Raw genomic sequence first — 17311 nt, 5'->3', positions numbered from 1 at the left:
CCGCTTCGCGGCCGCCGGCCGTGACCGGCCGGTGAGCCGGACGGGTGGTTCGGCGGCGCGCGGGCGGCCGGGTCACGCCCCTGGTGCGTGACGGCCGGTCAGGATGCCTCTTCGGGAGGAATCTTGACGCACAGCACGGACGGGCACCACCACCAGCCGGAGCACCACCAGCCGGAGCCGGACCTCCAGGAGAAGGGGCTCAAGTCGGGGGCGGTCGGCCTGGTGGCCAGCGTGGTGCTGAGCGTCTCCTCGGTCGCCCCGGTGTACGCGCTCACCGCCACCCTCGGGCCGACCGTCGCCCAGGTCGGGCTCCAGATGCCGGCCGTCTTCCTGGCCGGGTTCCTGCCGATGCTCCTGGTGGCGTACGCCTACCGGGAGTTGAACCGGGTGATGCCGGACTGCGGGACCTCCTTCACCTGGACCGCCAAGGCCTTCGGCCCGTACCTGGGCTGGATGTGCGGCTGGGGCCTGGTGGTGGCCACCATCATCGTGCTCTCCAACCTGGCCGGGGTGGCGGTCTCCTTCTTCTACCTGATGCTGGCCCAGGTCTTCGAGAACCCGGGCCTGGCCGACCTGGCGGACAACCGCGGCGTCAACGTACTCACCTGCCTGGCCTTCGTCGGCCTGGCCACCGCCATCGCCTACCGGGGCGTCACCCTCACCAAGGAGGTCCAGTACGTCCTGGTGGGGCTGCAGTTGGCGGTGCTGGCGGTCTTCTCGCTGTTCGCCTTCGTCAAGGCCGGGCAGGGGCGCTCACCGCTGGCCATCGAGTTCAGCTGGCAGTGGCTGGACCCGTTCGCGGTGCAGTCCTTCGCCGCCTTCACCGCCGGGCTCTCCCTCTCCCTCTTCATCTACTGGGGCTGGGACACCTCCCTGACCGTCAACGAGGAGACCGCCGGCTCCGCCGCCACCCCCGGCCGGGCCGCACTGCTCACCATGGTGGTGATCCTCACCAGCTACCTGGTCACCGCCGTCGCCACCCAGCGCTTCGCCGGGGTCGGCACCGAGTCCTACGGGCTGGGCAACCCGGCCACCGAGGACAACGTCTTCGCCGCCCTGGCCGAACCGGTGCTCGGCTCGCTCTCCATCCTCATCTACGTGGCGGTGCTGGCGAGTTCGGCCTCCAGCCTGCAGACCACCTTCCTGCCGCCGGCCCGCACCATGCTGGCCATGGGCACCTACCGGGCCATCCCGGCCCGGCTCGCCCACATCCACCCGCGGCACGCCAGCCCCTCCACCGCCACCCTGGTGGCCGGGATCGGCACCGCCGTCTTCTACTCCACGATGACGCTGATCAGCGACAGCGTGCTGGTGGACACCATCTTCACCCTCGGCATGATGATCTGCTTCTACTACGGCCTCACCGCCTACGCCTGCGTCTGGTACTTCCGGCGCGAACTCACCTCCTCCGTCCACTCGTTCCTCTTCAAGGGCGTCTTCCCGCTGCTCGGCGCCGTGCTGCTCACCGCCGTCTTCGCGAAGACCGCCGTCGACACCTGGGACCCGTCCTACGGCGCCGGGACCTCCCTCTTCGGCATCGGCACCGTCTTCCTGATCGGCTTCGGGCTGCTGGGGCTCGGGGTGGTGCTGATGCTGCTCTGGCGCCACCACGCCCCGGCCTTCTTCCGCGGCGAGACCCTGCGGCACGACACCCCGTCCCTGGTGGTCGAGGACTAGGATGCCCGCATGACGGACCCCGGGACGACCATGCCGGCGAACAGGCCGAGGCGCGGTCGGCCGCCCACCAGTCCGCTCACCCCCGCGCTGATCCTGGAGACCGCCCGCGCGCTGGTCGAACGCGAGGGCCCCGACGCCCTCACCCTGCGCCGCCTGGGCACCGAGCTGGGCTCCAACCACACCGCCGTGCTGCGCCACTTCACCGGCAAGGACGAGATCGTGCTCGGGCTGGCCGAGCAGCTGATCGAGGAGGCGCTGGCCGGCTTCGTGCCGCGGGAGGACTGGCGGGACACCCTCACCGCGCTGGCCCGCCGGGTGCGCACCGCCTGTCTGGCCCACCCGGCCGTCGCCGTGCTGGTCGCCACCCGGGTCTCGCGCCGGGCCGCCGAGTTCCGCGGCGCGGACACCGTGATCGGCGCGCTGCGGCAGGCGGGCTTCGGCGAGCTCGACGCCGCGCGCTACTACCGGGTGCTGGCCGACACGGTGCTGGCCGTCTCCTCCTACGAGGCCTCGGTCACCGTCCTCGACGACGAGGCGCGCAGGGGCGACCGGATGGCCTGGCAGCGGGAGTACCTCGCCGTCTCCCCCGTCCGGTACCCGCACCTGGCCGCGGTGGCCGGGCACCTGGCCGCGATCGACGCCGAGGACCAGTTCGAGACGGTGCTCGAACTGCTCCTGGACGCGGTGGAGCTGCGCGCCCTCCGGGCCGCCCGGGAGCGGTGACGGCCGTTTTCGAACCACTGCTGTCACCAGTGGTTCAAAAATGTCCGAAGAGACCCGCCGCCTCCCGGTGACGACCCAGGGGGACCAGCGGGGATCAGCGCGTGACCGGAGCCTCCAGCCGGAAGCCGACACCGCGCACGGTGTAGAGGTAACGGGGGTGGGTGGGGGTCTCGCCGAGCTTGCGGCGCAGCCAGGAGAGGTGGACGTCGATGGTCTGGACGCTGCCGTAGCTGTCCTGCCACACCCCCGCGAGGATCTGCCGGCGCGTCACGACGGTGCCGGGCCGGGCCGCGAGGTAGGCGAGCAGGTCGAACTCACGGCGCGTCAGGTCGAGCGGCACCCCGTCCAGCGCGGCCTCCCGGCGCCGGGTGTCGACCGCCAGGCCGCCGACCCGCAGGACCTCCGAGGCGACGGGCGCGGCGGCGGCGAAGCGGCGCAGCACGGCGGCTATCCGCGCGCTCAGGTGGCTGCCGGAGAACGGCTTGACCAGGTAGTCGTCGGCACCGTCGTTGAGCAGCCGGACGATCTCGTTCTCGTCGTCCCGGGCGGTGGAGATGATGACCGGCACGTCGGTGAGGCTGCGGATCATCTTCAGCGCGTCGGCGCCGTCCAGGTCGGGGAGGCCGAGGTCGAGCACCACGATGTCGCAGCCGGCCGCGGCGACCTCGCGCAGCGCGCCGAGCGCGGTGCCCACGCTGCGCACGGGGTGCCCGGCCGAGGTGAGGTGACGGATCAGCACGGAGCGCACGCGCGGGTCGTCCTCGACGACCAGCACGGTGGGGGCGTTGGGGTACGGAGCCAGGGCTGCCGGTGCCAAGGCCGCCGGAGCGGCCGGCTGCCATGGGGAGGGGTCGGTCATGCTCGGACCTTCTCGTGGGTCGGGGAGGGTGCCCCGGCTCCGACGGCGGTCGAGCGGGCGGGCGGGCGCCGGGGGACAGCGCGAGATCACCCTCAGTGATACATGAGGGCATCTCGGGTTGATCAGCATACTGTCGCCCGGGCGGCCAAAACTGCCAAACGGGATATTCCACAGCGGAGTCCACGCCGCATCGGCACTGGACGCGGGCGGGCCGCCCGGCCGGTCCGGCTACCTTCCGTGACGGCCTCGCGGCCGGTCCCGTCAGCCGGCGGACCAGCGCCAGGGTGCGGGCCCCGCCTCGCCGCGCAGGCAGGCCAGCCGGTGCAGCACCTCGCGCTGGTGCCTGCCGCCGAGGTCGGTCCGGCGGACCTCGCGCATGGTGTCGCCGAGCGCGAGGACCTCCCGCAGGACGGGGTAGCCCTCCCAGTCCGCCGGATCGGCTCCGGCAGAGGGGGCCGGGCAGAACTGCGCATAGGCCGCCACGAACTCCCGGTAGCCTCCCTGGTACCCCTGCACCAGGTCCGAGCGCCAGCGCGCGGCCGCCACGTCCCACTCGCGCTGCCCGCGCACCAGCGGCCTGGTGAGCACCAGCTGACGGGTCCCCAGGTGGCGGTAACAGGTCGCGGGCTGATGCCCCGCCAGGATCGTGGTGGGCGGGCTCGGCCACGCCAGGCCGCACCACAGGTCGGCCAGCCGCACCGCCCGCCGGCGGATCCAGTCCGCGTCGCCCGGCCGCAGCGGGGCCTGCTCCAGCCCGTCCAGCATCCCCTCGAACGGGTCGTGGTCACCGGCCGCCGAGGGCCGCAGCGGCGGGAGCAGGTGCAGGGCCGCGGCGGCGTAGGCGGCGGCCGAGGCGTCGCCCTCCACCCGCCGGCCCCGGGGCCGCTCCCAGAAGGTGACGAACCGTCCGCCGGCCGCCACCGCCCGGTCCGAGCGGGGCAGCAGGACGTCCAGGCCGTAGGCGCCGACCCGGTGCGCGTCGGCCATCAACGGCTGTGCCTGCCAGGCGTGTTCGGGTGGATAGACGTAGGCCACCAGCCCGGCCCGGGGCAGGGCCCAGAGGGCGAACGACTCCTCCTCGCCGGTGTACTCGGCGTGCTCGGCCGGGAATCCGAGCTCGGCCGCAGCCCGGGTGACGGCGCCGTGCTCGGCCTCCATCCGCCGGGCCCGGGCGGCGTTGCCGAGGCGGATCAGGGTACGGGTGCGCGGTCCCGGGGTCATGGGGGTCTCCTGCTGCGGTGTGCCGTGTTCGGGGTGACGGCGGCAACGCTAGGAGGGGCCGGCCCGCGACGGCAGCCCTGTTGGGGATCGCTCAAGAACCCTTGGGGACCCCTTCAGGATCCGGGACCGCGGTCTCACTGCTCGTAGGTCTCCACCAGCGGCGCGTGACCGTTCCAGGTCGCGAAGACCGAGGAGGTGTGGCCGTCCTTGGTGAAGTCGACCCGCAGCCAGGTGTCGGTGCGCCAGGTCTGGACCGCCCAACCGGGGCCGGGCGAGGCCGAGATGAGGGTCGCCGAGTCGCGGCCCAGGGCCAGCGCCACCCGGCCGCCCCGGACGGTGTAGCCACGGCTCTCACCGCCGCCCGCGTCGCCGCCCGCCGTGCCGGTCGCGGTGGGGGTGCCGGGCACGGCGGGCGGCGGTGCGCTCCGGGTGGCGCTCGGACTGACGCTGGGCGCCGGGGTCCTGGCCGTCGGGGAGGCCGCCGGAGTGGCCGGCCCGGTGCCGTTGCCGGACCGCGCCGCCACCGGGGTGGAGACGGGCGGCAGCGCACCGGGCAGGGCGACGACGCGCGTGGGCACGAACACCGCGTCCGGTGGCCCGAAGACCGCCTCGCGCAGGACCAGGTTGACCCCCGCCCAGGAGATCGCGGCCGCCGCCGCGGTGGCGGTCAGCCAGGCCAGGGTGAGGGTCCGCTTTCGCATGACCGCTATCCTGCACCACCACGACGGAATCCGGGAACGGCGGTCCGGCCTCCGGCCGGAACGACGCCCTGGACACCCGTCGGCGAATTCTTCGGCGGCCTTCCGGAGAAAGTACGGACGACCTTGGGGAAAGAGATGTCCTGGATTCGGCCGGAGATGTCCGGGCGGCGTTTCCGGTGAGGGGCGCGATGGCCCGTTTCGCGGTCGCGGTGGCCGCGATGGTCGCGCTCGCGTTCCTGATACCGCTGGCGCTCACCGTGCGCGAGTTCGCCCGGGAACGGGCCTTCACCCAGGCCGAGCAGCAGGCCGCCGCGATCGATCCGGTGCTGGTGGTGACGACCGATCAGGAACAGCTGCGCCGGGCGCTGGCCAGCATCCCGGCCGGCCAGGCGGGCCGGCTCGCCGTCCACCTCCCCTCGGGGGTGGTGGTGGGCGGGGCCCACGCGGACACCGGCCAGGTCGGGGCGGCGGCCGGGCAGGGGCGGGCGTACAGCGCCCGGGTCGCGGGCGGGTACGCGGTGCTGCGGCCGGTGGTCCTGGAGCCGGGGACGGTCGCGGTGGTGGAGGTGTACCTGCTGGACTCCGACCTGACCCGGGGCCTGTGGAGCACCTGGCTGGTACTGGGTGGGGTGGCCGTCAGCCTGGTGCTGATCTCGAGCCTGGTCGCCGACCGGCTGGCGGCCCGCTTGGTCGGTGCCACCCGGGACCTGGCGTCGGTCGCCCGGACGCTCGGCTCGGGCGACCTGGAGGCGGTGGCCGACACCCGCGGGCCGTACGAACTGCGCGAGGTGGGGCTGGCCTTCAACGCGATGGCGGGGAGGATGCGTCAGATGATCACCGCCGAGCGGGAGTTCGCGGCCGACGTGTCGCACCGCCTGCGCACCCCGCTGACCGCGCTGCGCTTCACGGCCGGTGCCCTGGAGGACGGCCCGATGGCCGATCAGGCCCGGGACGTGGCCGACTGGTTGGAGCGCGAGGTCGACGCGGTGATCAGCGACGCCCGGGCCGGCAGCGGGCCGCGCGAGCCGGCCGGCTGCGACGCCGCCGAGGTGCTGGCCGAACGGATGGCCTTCTGGGCGGCGCTGGCCGACGACCAGGGGCGGCGCTGGGACTGGGCCCAGGACCCGGGGCCCGCCCCCGTCCCGGTGGCCCGGGCCGAGCTGGGAGCCGCGCTCGACGCCGTGCTCGGCAACGTCTTCCGGCACACCCGGGCGGGCACCGGCTTCGCGGTGGCACTGCGCTCCGGCCCGCCGGTGGTGATCACGGTCGGGGACGCGGGGCCCGGCATCGCCGACCCGGGGGCCGCCGTGCTGCGCGGCCGGGGCTCCGCGCGGGAGGGCTCCACCGGTCTCGGCCTGGACATCGTCCGGCGGCTGGCCGAGGAGGCGGACGGCTCGCTGCGGCTGGGCCGCGCCGCGCTCGGCGGAGCGCAGGTCGAGCTGACCCTGCCCAGCGGCCCCGGGCCCACCCCGACCGCGGCCCCGTCGGGCCCCGGACGCCGGGCGGCCCGGCGACGTTCGGCCCGGTTGTAGTTTCTTTAGAGTTGCCGCAAAAAGCCTTGAAAACTCCGTTACCACGGCGTTATCAAGCCGCTTTCCGGTGGCTTTCCCGCTGTTAGAGTCCGCTGTCGTGAAGACCGGAACCATAAACCTCGACCGCATTTCCGCGCCGCTGCGCACGGCACTCGCCGCCACGGCCTGCACGGGAATTCTCCTCACCGTCCCGGTGCCCTCCGCCCACGCCGCCCCGGCCGACGGCCGGTCGGCCTCCTGCCCGGCCCGCGGCGAATTCCCGCCGATCGGACACGACCCGAAGTTCACCGACGCCAACGTGGCGCTGTTCGCCGGCGGCGGCTACACCGTCGACGGCGGGGCCGCCGAGGCCGAGGGCCTGCTGGTGGTGGCCGGGAACGCCACCTTCGCCAAGTCCCCCGGGGGCGGGGTGTTCAACGTCGGCCGGGTCGGCGCGGGCTCCGGCATCCTGCCGGCCGGCGGTCAGGTGATGCTGGCCGTCGGCGGGGACCTGCGGATCGCCAAGGGCACCACGCTCGACATCGGCTCCGGCCTGACCGCCGGGCCCGGCTACGGCGGCGCCGTCCGGGCCGGCGGCACCATCGAGGAGCAGGGCCGGCTGGAGACCAACGGCGGCGACCGGCGCTCCGGCACCGGCGCGGCCGCCGCGCTCGACCCGTACGCGGGCTTCGGTGCGACCGTCCAGGCCCAGTCGGCCGCGCTCGGCGCGCTCCGGCCCACCGGCACCGCCCAGCGCTCCGGTTCGACCGTCACCTTCCGCAGCACCGGCTCGTCCAACGGCACCCTCCAGGTCTTCGAGCTCGCCTCCACCGACCTGGACGGGGCGTCCACCTTCGTCTTCGAGGCGATCCCGGTGGACGCCTCGGTCCTGGTCAACGTCACCGGCACGCACCCGGTCTCGGTCGCGCCGATGGCGGTCGGCTACAACGGGGAGCGGGTCGACGTGTACAGCTCCGCACACTTCGGCGAGGCCGCCGCCAAGGTGCTCTACAACCTGCGCGAGACACCGAAGTTGACCCTCGGCGGCGGCGGCAACTTCATCGGCTCGCTGCTGGCCCCGAAGGCCTCCGCCGACCTGACCGCCAGCACCAACGGCCGGCTGTACGTCGGCGGCGACATCCACACCCACGGCTCGGGCAACGAGAGCCACAACTACCCGTGGACCGGCACGCCGGTGTTCTCCTGCTCCCCCACCCCCGTGCCGCAGCCCAGCACCCCGCCGGTCCCCACTCCGAGCCCGTCGACCCCGGCCACCACCCCGCCCGGCACCCCCAGCGCCCCGAGCACGCCCAACTCCCCTGCCGCGCCCAGCACTCCGGCCGTCCACAAGCCCTCCGCGCCGCCGTCCTCCGGCCGGCCGTCCGCGCCGGGCACCCCCGTACCCTCGCCGTCCGGCACCCCGGACACCCCGACACCCGGGAAGTCGCTCGCCTTCACCGGCTCCACCGGCACCTTCGCGATCGCCGGGGCCGGTCTGGCGGCGGTGGCCGCGGGCGGGGCCGTCGTGCTGGCCGCCCGCCGCCGACGCCGCCACGACGGCTGACACCGCGGCCGAGCGGTCGACTCCCCCGAACCGCGGGCGCGGTGGACCCCCCGACACCGCGCCCGCACCCTCCCCCTCCCGCGCCGCACCCGCCCGTCCCGAAGGGACCGCACCATGTCGTACCCGTGCTGCACCGACTGCGGCCCGCCGCGGAACGGCGAAGCGTGCCGCTGCACACCGGCACCGAGCGACCACGTCCCGCTGGTGCGGCCGTACGTGACGACCGTTCAGGTCCTCGAACGGCCCGCGCCACAGGCCGTGCCCCCCGTTCCACCGGCGCCCCCGGCTTCCCCGGATCCCGGCTTGGGCCGGTTCTCCCTCACCCCCGTGACGCCCCGGGCGGCGGCCGCCGCCCGGCCCGGCGGCGCCCACCGGCTCCGGAGCTGGACCGCACGCCGGGCCCGGCTCCTGCTCTCCTCCTCCTGCGCCCTCGCGGTGTGCGGCAGCCTCGGACCGGCCCTGCTCTCCGCACCGGCGGGAGGTCACGCCGAACCGGCGCCCACCACCCTCACCCTGACGCTCCATCCGACCGGAGCCGCGCCGGAGAGCGCCGCTCCCCCACCTACGGCCCCGGCCGCCGTCGAATCCACCGGCACCGCACCGAGCAGCTCCCGGCCCCGCACCACCCCCGCCCCCGCCCGCACACCCACCGCCCGTCCGGCCTCGCCGAAGGCTCCCGGCACGGCATCCGGCACCACCCCCGCACCGACCCCGACTCCCCCGCCCACCACCCCGTCCCCCGTGCCGTCCGTCCCGCCGCCCGCCCCGCCCACCCCGACCTCCGCCCCGGTGCTCCGACGCGGCGACACCGGCCCTCAGGTGCGGCGCCTGCAGACGCTGTTGCTGGAGCTGGCCTGTGCGCCCAACCGCTACCGCATCCCGACCGGAGTGTTCGACGACTGGACCGCCGCCGTCCTGCTCTCCTTCCAGCGCCGTACCGGCATCCGCGGCGAGGACGGCGTCTACGGCCCGGCCACCCGGGCCGCGCTGGAAGCCGCCGTGCCCACCTGCTGACCCCGTCTTCCGACCACCCGACAGCCCACCCCACCGGACGGACACCGTGAACGCCTCCCTGCCCGGCGATGCCCTCGCCACCGTTCTCGACGCCCTGCCCGACCCGGCCCTGCTGATCAACAGCAACGGCACCGTGCTGGCCGCCAACTCGCCCGCCCACCAGGCCTTCCAGGCTCCGGGCACGGTCCTCGTCGGACTGGGCGTCCTCGACCTGCTGCCCGGGCTCGACCCGCGCCGCATCCCCGGCTCGATGCGGCCGACCGGTGGTCTCGGCCCGGTCGAGACGCTCCGGACCACCGCCCGCCGCACCGACGCCACCACCTTCCCCGCCGAGGTCCGCACCAGCGAACTGACCCACGAGCTGGCCGCCCTGCTGCTGCCGCCGGTCGGCCCCGAACCACCCACCGGCCTGCTGCTGCTGACCGCCCGGGACCTGACCGAGCTCAGCCGCGCCCACGCCGAACTCGTCCGGCTGCGGACCGAGACCGAGACGGTGCTGCGCACCTGCTCGGAGGGCGTCCTCGGGATCGACACCGACGGCAACTGCGTGCTGGCCAACCCGGCGGCGCTCCACCTGCTGCGCTACCGGGCCGGCGAACTCGCGGGCCTCCCCCTCCGCTCCCTGCTGCCGTCCGGGGCCACGGCGGCCCCGCCCGCCGTCCTCGCCGCGCTGGCCACCGGCCGGCGCAGCGCCGGCTGTGCGACGCTGCGCCGCAAGGACGGGGTGTCCCTCGCGGTCGACCTGCGGGCCGCCCCGCTGCACCACGAGGGCCGGGTGGCCGGCGCGGTGATGGCCTTCACCGACCGCGGACGCGAACTCTCCGCCGCCGCCGGACAGGCCTACCTCACCGCGGTGCTCCGCAACAGCCTCGGCCCGTCCACCGGAGCCCTCGCCGACCGGCTCCACCACCTCGCCCACGATCCGGCGGCCCGGCTCTGGCCCGAGGCCATCGGCGAACTCCGCCAGCTCTCGGCGGAGTTCGCCCGCTCCCGGGCCGTGGTCGACCAGGTCCTCGGCGCACTCCCGGCCCCGGTGGCGCCGGACGGACCGCCGCGCGCCCAACCGGTGGCGCTGCACCAGGTGCTGCACCGGGCCGCGGACCGGGCTGCGGACCGGGCCACGGAGTGGGGCGACCTCCTCGCCGGGGCCGACCGGGTGCGTCTCACCGTGCACGCGGCGGCCGTCGGGGTCAGCGCCGACCAGCGCCTGCCCGCGGAGCCGCCCAAGCCCTCCCCGCGCCGACGGCACGCCCGTCCCGGTGCCGACGCCCTGCTGCTCGGCCTCGCCCCGGCTGCGGCCCCACCCCCTAGGCCGCCGCTGGCCATCGCCCCGCCGCCCGAGCGGCGCGCCGGACGCCACCGCGCCGCCCCCTCCCCCTCCTCGCCCGGCATCTCCCAGACCGCCTGACGATCCGTCACCACCGGTCCGGCCCCCGAAGGGAAACCTCGTGCCCGTCCTCCGCCGACTCGCCCCCGCCCTGCTGCTCGCCTCCGCCCTGACCGCCACCGCCGGCCCCGCCCAGGCCCACGGCTCGCTCCAGAAACCGCTCAGCCGGATCGAGGGGTGCTACCTGGAGGGGGCCGAACACCCGAAGTCCGCCGCCTGTCAGGCGGCCGTCGCCCTCGGCGGCACCCCCGCGCTCTACGACTGGATGAGCCTGCGGATCGGCGAAGCCGCCGGACGGCACCGCCAATTGATCCCGGACGGAAAGCTGTGCAGCGCCGGCGACCCGACGTACCGGGGCCTGGACCTGCCCCGGGCGGACTGGCCCGCCACCAGGCTGACCTCCGGGGCCGCCTACACCTTCGAGTTCCGGGCCACCGCACCGCACAAGGGCACCTTCGAGCTCTACCTGACCAACGCGAGCTACTCCCCGACCAAGCCGTTGACCTGGGCGAACCTCGACCCGAAGCCCTTCCTCACCGCCACCGACCCGCAACTCTCCAACGGCTCCTACCTGTTGCCGGGCCGCGTCCCCGCCGGGCGCACCGGCCGCCAGCTGGTCTACGTCATCTGGCAGCGCTCCGACAGCCCCGAGGCCTTCTACTCCTGCTCCGACGTGGTCTTCGACGGCGCGGGGACGGCCGCCACCGCACCCACGGCCGCCGTGCCCGGCACCACCGACGCCGGGCACGACCACGGCACCGGCGCGCCGTCGCCCTCCCGCACCCCCGCCCGGACGCCCTCCCCGTCCCGCGCCCCGAGCTCCACCGCGACCCCCACCCCGCCCACCGCCCCGGCCGCCTCCTCCGCGCCGCCGGCCCCGGCCGTCCCGCCCACCGCGCCCCCGACGGCCACCGTCTCCGAGAACGGCCCGCAGCTCGCCCGCACGGCCGCCGACGCACCGGGCGCGCCGGTCGGCCTGGTCGTCGCCCTCGTCTCCGCCCCCCTGCTCCTCGGCGCGGCGGTCCTGCTCCGCCGCCGCCTGCGCCCCGGCCGGGGCAACCACCGCTGAACGGCCGTCAGTTCCGCCCGGCCGGGCTCACCCCGTCAGGGCCGTACGGGCCAGGGAGCGCAGGACGGCCGGGTGGTCCACCGGGTCGCCGTCGCCGTTGGTCGCGCCGAGGTGGGACACCAGCTCCTGGGGGTCCAGGCGGTGGGCCTCGGCGGCGGAGAGGAGGTGCTCCACCGGGGCGGCCGCGGTCAGGTGGAACCGCAGGTCGCGGAGCAGGCCGGCGCGGTCGACGACGTCGCCCATGCCGCAGTCCAGGCCGTCGTCGTCGAGGTCGTCCGGGTACGGGGCGCGGGCCCAGGCGCCGTTCTCGTACCAGTAGACGCAGCCGATCTCGTAGCCCTCGATCCGGTCCCGCAGCTCCTCGTAGGGGAGCCACTCCGGCCCGCCCGCGAGCACGTCGATGGCCGGCTCGTGCCACTTGACCGCGCTGGACTCGTCCTCGCCGTAGAGGACGAAGCGTCCGTCGCCGCACCGGGCCAGCAGCCACCAGGTGCAGCCGCTGTCGTCCCAGTGCAGGCCGTCCTCGTCGATCCAGCGGCCGTGGCGGTGGGCGGAGGGGCGGGCCTCGGCCTCGGTGGTCGCGGTGACGGCGGCGAGCAGGGCCCAGCGGGCCCAGAGCTCCTCGGCCGGTGGGAGGTCGGTCGGCTGTCCGGGCCGGTTGACGGTCATTCAGTGCCCCCGTGTGCGTGGTCGTGCGGTGATCACCGACACGATAGCGGGGTGTCACCGGGCACCGCCGATGGCGTACGGTCCGTACTGACGTGCCGTCGGAGAGTGAGGAGCGGACCGGTGTCCACCGAAGCAGTGACCGCAGCGCTTCCCGTGCCCCAGCTGGACCCGGCGGTGGCGGCCGCCTGGCGGGAGCGGGGCGGTGAGCTGGTGGAGCTCCTGGCCGCCGCACAGCAGGCGTTGGGGCCGGTGGCCGGGGTGCCGGTCGGGGACCGGCCGACGGTGCTGGTGACCGGGCCGGCCGAGGTGCAGCACGTGCTGGCGCACCACCCGGACCGTTACGTCAAGCGCTCGCACCGGGCCCGGATGCTGATCGGTGACGGTGTGCTGGCCGCCACCGGGGAGGCCTGGAAGCGCCAACGGAAGCTGTTGCAGGGGCAGTTCACCGGCACCGGGATGCGCCGGTACGAGCGGCGGATCGCCGCCGCCGCGCGGACCTCCGCCGACCGCTGGGCCGGCCCGGCGGCCGACGGCCGGGTGTTGGACCTCGGCGACGAGATGCGGCGCTTCGCGCTCGACACCATCTGGCGCTCCCTGACCGGCCACCCGCTGGACGAGGCGACCGACCGCGAACTCGGCGCCGTGGCCACGGTGGTGGCCCGGATGCCGGAGCTGCCCGCCGACGCGTCGGACGCCGCGGCGGCGGTGGCCGGGGAGCTGGCCCGGATCGACCTGATCGCCGAGCGGGCCGTCGAGGCCGCCCGCTCGGGCCGGCCCGGGCCGGACGGGCCCGGGCTGCTCGCCCTGCTCACCGAGGAGGGCCACGGGTACACCGACCGGCTGATCCGGGACGAGCTGGTCACCCTGCTGGTGGCCGGGCACGAGACCACCGCCACCACCCTCACCTGGCTGTACCTGCTGCTGGACCGTCACCCCGGCGCCCGGGAGGCCGCGTTGGCCGCCGGGGTGGAGGGCTCGCCGCAGCGGCGCGAGGCGGTGCTCGCCCTGGTCCACGAGACGCTGCGCCTCTACCCATCCGCCTGGCTGCTCCCCCGCCACGCCCTGGAGGCCGATGTGCTCGGCGGCCACCGGATCGAGGCCGGCACCGACGTGCTGGTCTCCCCGTACCTCACCCACCGCGACCCCGCCCGCTGGCCGGACCCCGAACGCTTCGACCCCGCCCGCTTCACCGCCCCCGGCCGCCGCCCCGCCGAACTCGGCGCCTACCTCCCCTTCGGCCTCGGCGCCCGCGCCTGCCTGGGCACCCAGTTCGCCCTGCGCGAGACCGCGGCCCTGCTGGAACTCCTGCTCCCCGCCTGGACGGTGAGCCTGCACAACCCCCCGACCGGGGCCTCCTACAGCATCACCGTCCGCCCCGACGGCCCGGTCCTCGCCACCCTCACCGCCTCCCGCTGAGCCCGGAGGCCGGTACACCGTCCCGCAGGGGAAAGGGCACCGGCCTCCGTGGGGGTCAGCCGGTGGTCCGGACGGTGATGGCGGCCGTGACGGCCTCGGCGTTGGCCAGGGCCTCCTCCGGGGTGGCGCCCCGGGTCATCACCGAGCCGGCGCGGTCCCAGGAGCTGCGCAGCTGACGGACCGTCTGGCCGGGCTCCAGGTGCAGGGAGAGGGAGAGCACGCCCGGCAGTTCGCGGGCCTCCTCCACACCGGTGACGGAGACCACCTCGCCCGGTTCGGCCTGGACGAAGCGCACCGCCGCCCCGCCGGCCGCCTCCTGCGGCAGCGGGTCGGGCCGCCCGCCCTGCATGACGGTGTAGAACTCCGCGGCCAGGTTGATCCGGTAGGCCTCCTCGATCAGCATCGGGATGCCGTCACCGGGGAACCGCCCCGCGCACTCCACCAGGTACGGGACGCCCTCGCTGACGATCCACTCGCAGTGCACCATGCCACTGCCGAAGCCGACCGCCCGCAGCACCTTCCCGGTCTCGGCGACCAGCAGCTCGCCCAGCGCGGCGGAGATGCCCGCCGCCGGGACGGAGTGGCCGAGCTCGATCGGGCGGTCGCCGGGGTAGAGCAGCTTGCCGGTGACGTTGGAGAACAGCACCTCGCCCTCGCGGACCAGCAGCTCGACGCTGAACTCCTCGCCCCGCACGTACTGTTCGACCAGCATCCGCAGCTCGCGCTCGCGGTCGGGCACCAGATAGCCCTCGTCCTGGGTGAGGCAGTCGGCCCAGACCGGCTCCAGGCCGTCCAGGGCGTGCAGCACCCGGGTGCCCACCGAGGCCTGGCGGTTGGCGGGCTTGAGCACCAGGGAGCCGGGGTGCGCGGCGGCGAACTCCCGCACCTCCTCCACCGAACCGACCTCCTGGGAGGCCGGGTTGGCGATCCCGGCGGCCCGGGTGACCTTGCGCAGCAGGGCCTTGTCCCGCATCACCTGGGCGGCGCCGGCCCCGGCGCCCGGCAGACCGTAGCGCTCGGCCAACCGGGCGGCGAACGGAGTGGCGTACTCCAGCAGCGGGGCGATCAGCGCCGGGTCGAGGTCGGGATAGGTGTTGTAGAACTCGTCGGCCGCTCCCGGCAGTTGGTACTCCCACCCGATCAGCTCGCGGAGCATCACGGCCCCGTCCAGGGCGGACTTCAGGTCGCGGTTGCGGATCACGTCCGGTTCGTCGATGACGATCACCGAGCCGGGGGCGAATTCCTTCACCACCGGGAGGACGTTGACGTAGCCGACGATGATCCAGGGCTGCTGCTGCGAGGTCATCGGGTTCTCCTTCGAGGTCGTGCAGACGGGTCGGTCAGTGGCGGAGTTCGAGGGTGCAGCACTTGGCGCTGCCGCCGGCCTTCAACAGCTCGGTGAGGTCGACCCCGTGGGTGCGGAAGCCCCGCTCGCGCAGCTGGGCGGCCAGGCCGGTGGCGGCCTCGGGGAGGATCACGTTGAGACCGTCGGAGACGGCGTTGAGGCCGAAGACCACCGCGTCGGCCTCGGTGGCGATCACCGCGTCCGTGAAGAGGGCGCGCAGCACGGCGCGGCTCTCCTCGCTGAACGCGGCCGGGTAGTACATGACTTCGTCCTGGTCGAGCACGGCCAGCGCGGTGTCCAGGTGGTAGAAGCGCGGGTCGACCAGCTGGAGGCCGACCACCGGGCGGCCGAACAGCTCGGTGGCCTCGGCCTGGGAGCGCGGGTCGGAGCGGAAGCCGTTGCCGGCCAGGATGGCGCGGCCGGTGGTGAGGTAGTCGCCCTCGCCCTCGTTGGGGTACTCGGCCTGGACCACCTCGGCGAAGCCCTGGGAGCGGAACCACTCGACGTAGTGGGCGGATTCGCCGTCCCGCTCGGGGTGGCGGAAGCGGGCGACCAGCACCTTGTCGTCGACCACGGTGGCGCCGTTGGCTGCGAAGACCATGTCGGGCAGGGCCGGGTCCGGGTCGATGGTCTGGACGTGGTGGCCGAGCGAGACCAGCAGGTTGTGCAGCACCTCCCACTGGGTCACGGCCAGGGAGTTGGAGGTGGGCTTGGCCGGGTTCATCCAGGGGTTGATCGAGTAGGTGACGTCGAAGAAGTCCGGACGGCACATCAGGAAGTGGCGCAGTCTGGCCCGGCGGGGCATCCGCGCGGAACGGGCGGCGGGAGCGGAGGCGGCGGCGGGGGTGAGCAGCTCGGTCATGGCGGCGGGTCCTCTCAGGGATGTGTGGGGGGGAGGGGTTCAGCTGGTGATGCCGAGGCTGAGCGGGAACCCGGGCCGGCTGCCGAGCAGGTGGGCACCGGCGGACTGCAGGATCTTGTCCTGCGCCACCACGTGCTGGCACATCGTCATGGTGTCGCGCAGCCAGCGGTCGAGCGGGTTGGGCCGGTAGACCGACGAGGTCTGCATCAGGTCGTAGAGCCGGGTGAGGATGGAGCGGGCGGTGCGGAAGGCGTGCAGCCGGGAGAGCGGCAGGGCGGCCCGCTCCTCGGGGGTGAGGTCGTCCAGGGTGCCGCCGGGGGCGGAGAGCACCTCCCACTGGCGGCGCAGCGCGCCGTAGACGCCCTGGCGGGTGGCGTGGAAGTCGGCCTCGCACTCGGCGAGGGTGACCTGCATGCGCCAGTTGTCGGCCCACCCGGAGCCGCCGGGGCCGGACTTGGCGGTGACCTGGGCGCGGACCCAGTCCAGGGCGGCGCGGGTGGTGCCGAGCGGGACGCCGGGCATGTTGCGCATGTGCACCTCGGGTTGGGCCAGCGGGCCGGCCGCGCCCCGGACGGTGTCGAAGGTGAGGGTGCGCCCCTCGGGGACGAACACGTCCTTGATGGCGTAGTCACAACTGCCGCTGCCGGCCAGGCCGGTGGTGTGCCAGGTGTCGATGACCTCGACCTGGGCGGCGGGCACCATCAGCAGGACGGAGTCCTGCGGGCCCTCGGCGGGGTAGGGCACGCCGTCCTCGAAGACGAAGGCGCCGGAGATCACCCAGTCGGCGTGGGTGATGCCGCTGCCGAACTGCCAGCGCCCGCTGAGGCGGTAGCCGCCCTCGACCCGCTCGGCCCGGCCGGTGGGGAAGAGCAGCCCGGCGGTGGTCATGTCGAGGCGGGGGAACATCTCCTTGGCCACCGGCTCGTCCAGGAAAGCCGCGTAGAGGCCGGAGTCCATGCCGATCATGGCGGCCCAGCCGGCCGAGGGGTCGCCGTAGGCGAGTGCCTCCACCACCTCGGTCTGCTCGATCGAGCTGAGCTCGGGGCCGCCCCAGGAGCGGGCGAAGCCCATCCGGAAGGCGCCGGTGGCGCGGACCGCCTCGACCACCTCGGGGGGAAGGCGGCGGGCCCGTTCGATCTGCTCGCCGCGCTCGCGCAGCCAGGGGGCCAACTCCCGTGCGGCGGCCAGGATTCCGGCGGCGGTGTTGGGGACCTCGGTGGGGACGGGGGCCGGGGCGGCGGGCCGTGCCACGGCGGCGGGGGCCGGGGCGGCGATGGGCGTCGGGTGGGGCAT

The 17311-nt window shown here is 74.9% G+C and carries 15 protein-coding genes; 8 read left to right on the top strand and 7 right to left on the bottom strand.

Going from position 1 to position 17311, the window contains the following annotated elements; translation table 11 throughout:
• The first annotated feature begins 123 nt into the window (after window positions 1-123).
• Both ACIA8O_RS03375 and ACIA8O_RS03370 read left to right on the top strand, forming a co-directional pair.
• Window positions 124-1677 carry an APC family permease gene (locus ACIA8O_RS03375; RefSeq protein ID WP_396291809.1) on the top strand — a complete coding sequence of 518 codons (1554 nt, stop codon included), beginning with the start codon at window positions 124-126 and terminating at the stop codon, window positions 1675-1677.
• Between the two features lie 9 nt (window positions 1678-1686).
• The gene (locus ACIA8O_RS03370; protein ID WP_396291808.1) at window positions 1687-2400 is read left to right on the top strand and encodes a TetR/AcrR family transcriptional regulator; all 714 of its coding nucleotides are present in this window, start codon (window positions 1687-1689) and stop codon (window positions 2398-2400) included.
• Between the two features lie 94 nt (window positions 2401-2494).
• On the opposite strand, the gene ACIA8O_RS03365 is transcribed toward ACIA8O_RS03370, so the two are convergent.
• The 3 genes from ACIA8O_RS03365 to ACIA8O_RS03355 form a co-directional block, all read right to left on the bottom strand.
• Window positions 2495-3175 carry a response regulator transcription factor gene (locus ACIA8O_RS03365; protein ID WP_396292111.1) on the bottom strand — a complete coding sequence of 227 codons (681 nt, stop codon included), beginning with the start codon at window positions 3173-3175 and terminating at the stop codon, window positions 2495-2497.
• Between the two features lie 345 nt (window positions 3176-3520).
• Window positions 3521-4480 (bottom strand): hypothetical protein, encoded by a 960-nt coding sequence (locus tag ACIA8O_RS03360; RefSeq protein ID WP_396291807.1) that lies wholly within the window; start codon window positions 4478-4480, stop codon window positions 3521-3523.
• 134 nt (window positions 4481-4614) lie between these two features.
• Complete coding sequence (locus tag ACIA8O_RS03355; RefSeq protein ID WP_396291806.1) at window positions 4615-5181, bottom strand: hypothetical protein; 567 nt, start codon at window positions 5179-5181, stop codon at window positions 4615-4617.
• Between the two features lie 188 nt (window positions 5182-5369).
• Between ACIA8O_RS03355 and ACIA8O_RS03350 the strand changes: the two genes are divergently transcribed.
• From ACIA8O_RS03350 to ACIA8O_RS03330, 5 genes are all read left to right on the top strand, one after another.
• Window positions 5370-6713 carry a sensor histidine kinase gene (locus ACIA8O_RS03350; RefSeq protein ID WP_396291805.1) on the top strand — a complete coding sequence of 448 codons (1344 nt, stop codon included), beginning with the start codon at window positions 5370-5372 and terminating at the stop codon, window positions 6711-6713.
• Window positions 6714-6810: 97 nt separating this feature from the next.
• Window positions 6811-8256: a choice-of-anchor A family protein gene (locus ACIA8O_RS03345; protein WP_396291804.1), complete on the top strand. Its 1446-nt coding sequence runs from the start codon at window positions 6811-6813 to the stop codon at window positions 8254-8256.
• A 303-nt stretch (window positions 8257-8559) separates the two neighbouring features.
• Entirely contained in the window at window positions 8560-9270 is a 711-nt protein-coding gene (locus tag ACIA8O_RS03340) for a peptidoglycan-binding protein (protein ID WP_396291803.1), read from the top strand.
• 46 nt (window positions 9271-9316) lie between these two features.
• A complete protein-coding gene (locus tag ACIA8O_RS03335; RefSeq protein ID WP_396291802.1) occupies window positions 9317-10678 on the top strand; it encodes a PAS domain-containing protein in 1362 nt (453 codons plus the stop codon).
• Window positions 10679-10718: 40 nt separating this feature from the next.
• Window positions 10719-11726, top strand: coding sequence for a lytic polysaccharide monooxygenase (locus ACIA8O_RS03330; RefSeq protein ID WP_396291801.1), 1008 nt, complete (start codon window positions 10719-10721; stop codon window positions 11724-11726).
• A 27-nt stretch (window positions 11727-11753) separates the two neighbouring features.
• On the opposite strand, the gene ACIA8O_RS03325 is transcribed toward ACIA8O_RS03330, so the two are convergent.
• Window positions 11754-12395 (bottom strand): hypothetical protein, encoded by a 642-nt coding sequence (locus ACIA8O_RS03325; RefSeq protein ID WP_396291800.1) that lies wholly within the window; start codon window positions 12393-12395, stop codon window positions 11754-11756.
• A gap of 120 nt (window positions 12396-12515) precedes the next feature.
• Here ACIA8O_RS03325 and ACIA8O_RS03320 point away from each other — a divergent pair, with 120 nt between their 5' ends.
• Window positions 12516-13811, top strand: a complete 1296-nt coding sequence (locus tag ACIA8O_RS03320; RefSeq protein WP_396291799.1) for a cytochrome P450 — start codon at window positions 12516-12518, stop codon at window positions 13809-13811.
• 55 nt (window positions 13812-13866) lie between these two features.
• Here ACIA8O_RS03320 and ACIA8O_RS03315 read toward each other — a convergent pair whose 3' ends face one another.
• Genes ACIA8O_RS03315 through ACIA8O_RS03305 form a run of 3 tightly spaced genes read right to left on the bottom strand, consistent with a single transcriptional unit; the run spans window position 13867 to window position 17311 of the window.
• A complete protein-coding gene (locus tag ACIA8O_RS03315) occupies window positions 13867-15117 on the bottom strand; it encodes an ATP-grasp domain-containing protein (RefSeq protein ID WP_396291798.1) in 1251 nt (416 codons plus the stop codon).
• Between the two features lie 34 nt (window positions 15118-15151).
• Entirely contained in the window at window positions 15152-16018 is an 867-nt protein-coding gene (gene ddaH / locus ACIA8O_RS03310) for a dimethylargininase (protein WP_396291797.1), read from the bottom strand.
• Between the two features lie 39 nt (window positions 16019-16057).
• Window positions 16058-17311, bottom strand: a complete 1254-nt coding sequence (locus ACIA8O_RS03305) for an acyl-CoA dehydrogenase family protein (protein ID WP_396291796.1) — start codon at window positions 17309-17311, stop codon at window positions 16058-16060.

Origin of the sequence: Kitasatospora sp. NPDC051853 (assembly GCF_044452665.1) — a bacterium.
In the GTDB taxonomy this organism is placed as follows: Bacteria; Actinomycetota; Actinomycetes; order Streptomycetales; family Streptomycetaceae; genus Kitasatospora.
Note: the sequence above shows the minus strand (reverse complement) of the source record. Positions and strands in the feature narration are given on the sequence as shown.

What these genes read in the sequence shown, in the direction of transcription:
- ACIA8O_RS03315 (WP_396291798.1), bottom strand. Translation starts at nt 15,117, where the DNA reads ATGACCTCGCAGCAGCAGCCCTGGATCATCGTCGGCTACGTCAACGTC.
- ACIA8O_RS03355 (WP_396291806.1), bottom strand. Translation starts at nt 5,181, where the DNA reads ATGCGAAAGCGGACCCTCACCCTGGCCTGGCTGACCGCCACCGCGGCG.
- ddaH (WP_396291797.1), bottom strand. Translation starts at nt 16,018, where the DNA reads ATGACCGAGCTGCTCACCCCCGCCGCCGCCTCCGCTCCCGCCGCCCGT.
- ACIA8O_RS03305 (WP_396291796.1), bottom strand. Translation starts at nt 17,311, where the DNA reads ATGCCCCACCCGACGCCCATCGCCGCCCCGGCCCCCGCCGCCGTGGCA.
- ACIA8O_RS03370 (WP_396291808.1), top strand. Translation starts at nt 1,687, where the DNA reads ATGACGGACCCCGGGACGACCATGCCGGCGAACAGGCCGAGGCGCGGT.
- ACIA8O_RS03350 (WP_396291805.1), top strand. Translation starts at nt 5,370, where the DNA reads ATGGCCCGTTTCGCGGTCGCGGTGGCCGCGATGGTCGCGCTCGCGTTC.
- ACIA8O_RS03360 (WP_396291807.1), bottom strand. Translation starts at nt 4,480, where the DNA reads ATGACCCCGGGACCGCGCACCCGTACCCTGATCCGCCTCGGCAACGCC.
- ACIA8O_RS03325 (WP_396291800.1), bottom strand. Translation starts at nt 12,395, where the DNA reads ATGACCGTCAACCGGCCCGGACAGCCGACCGACCTCCCACCGGCCGAG.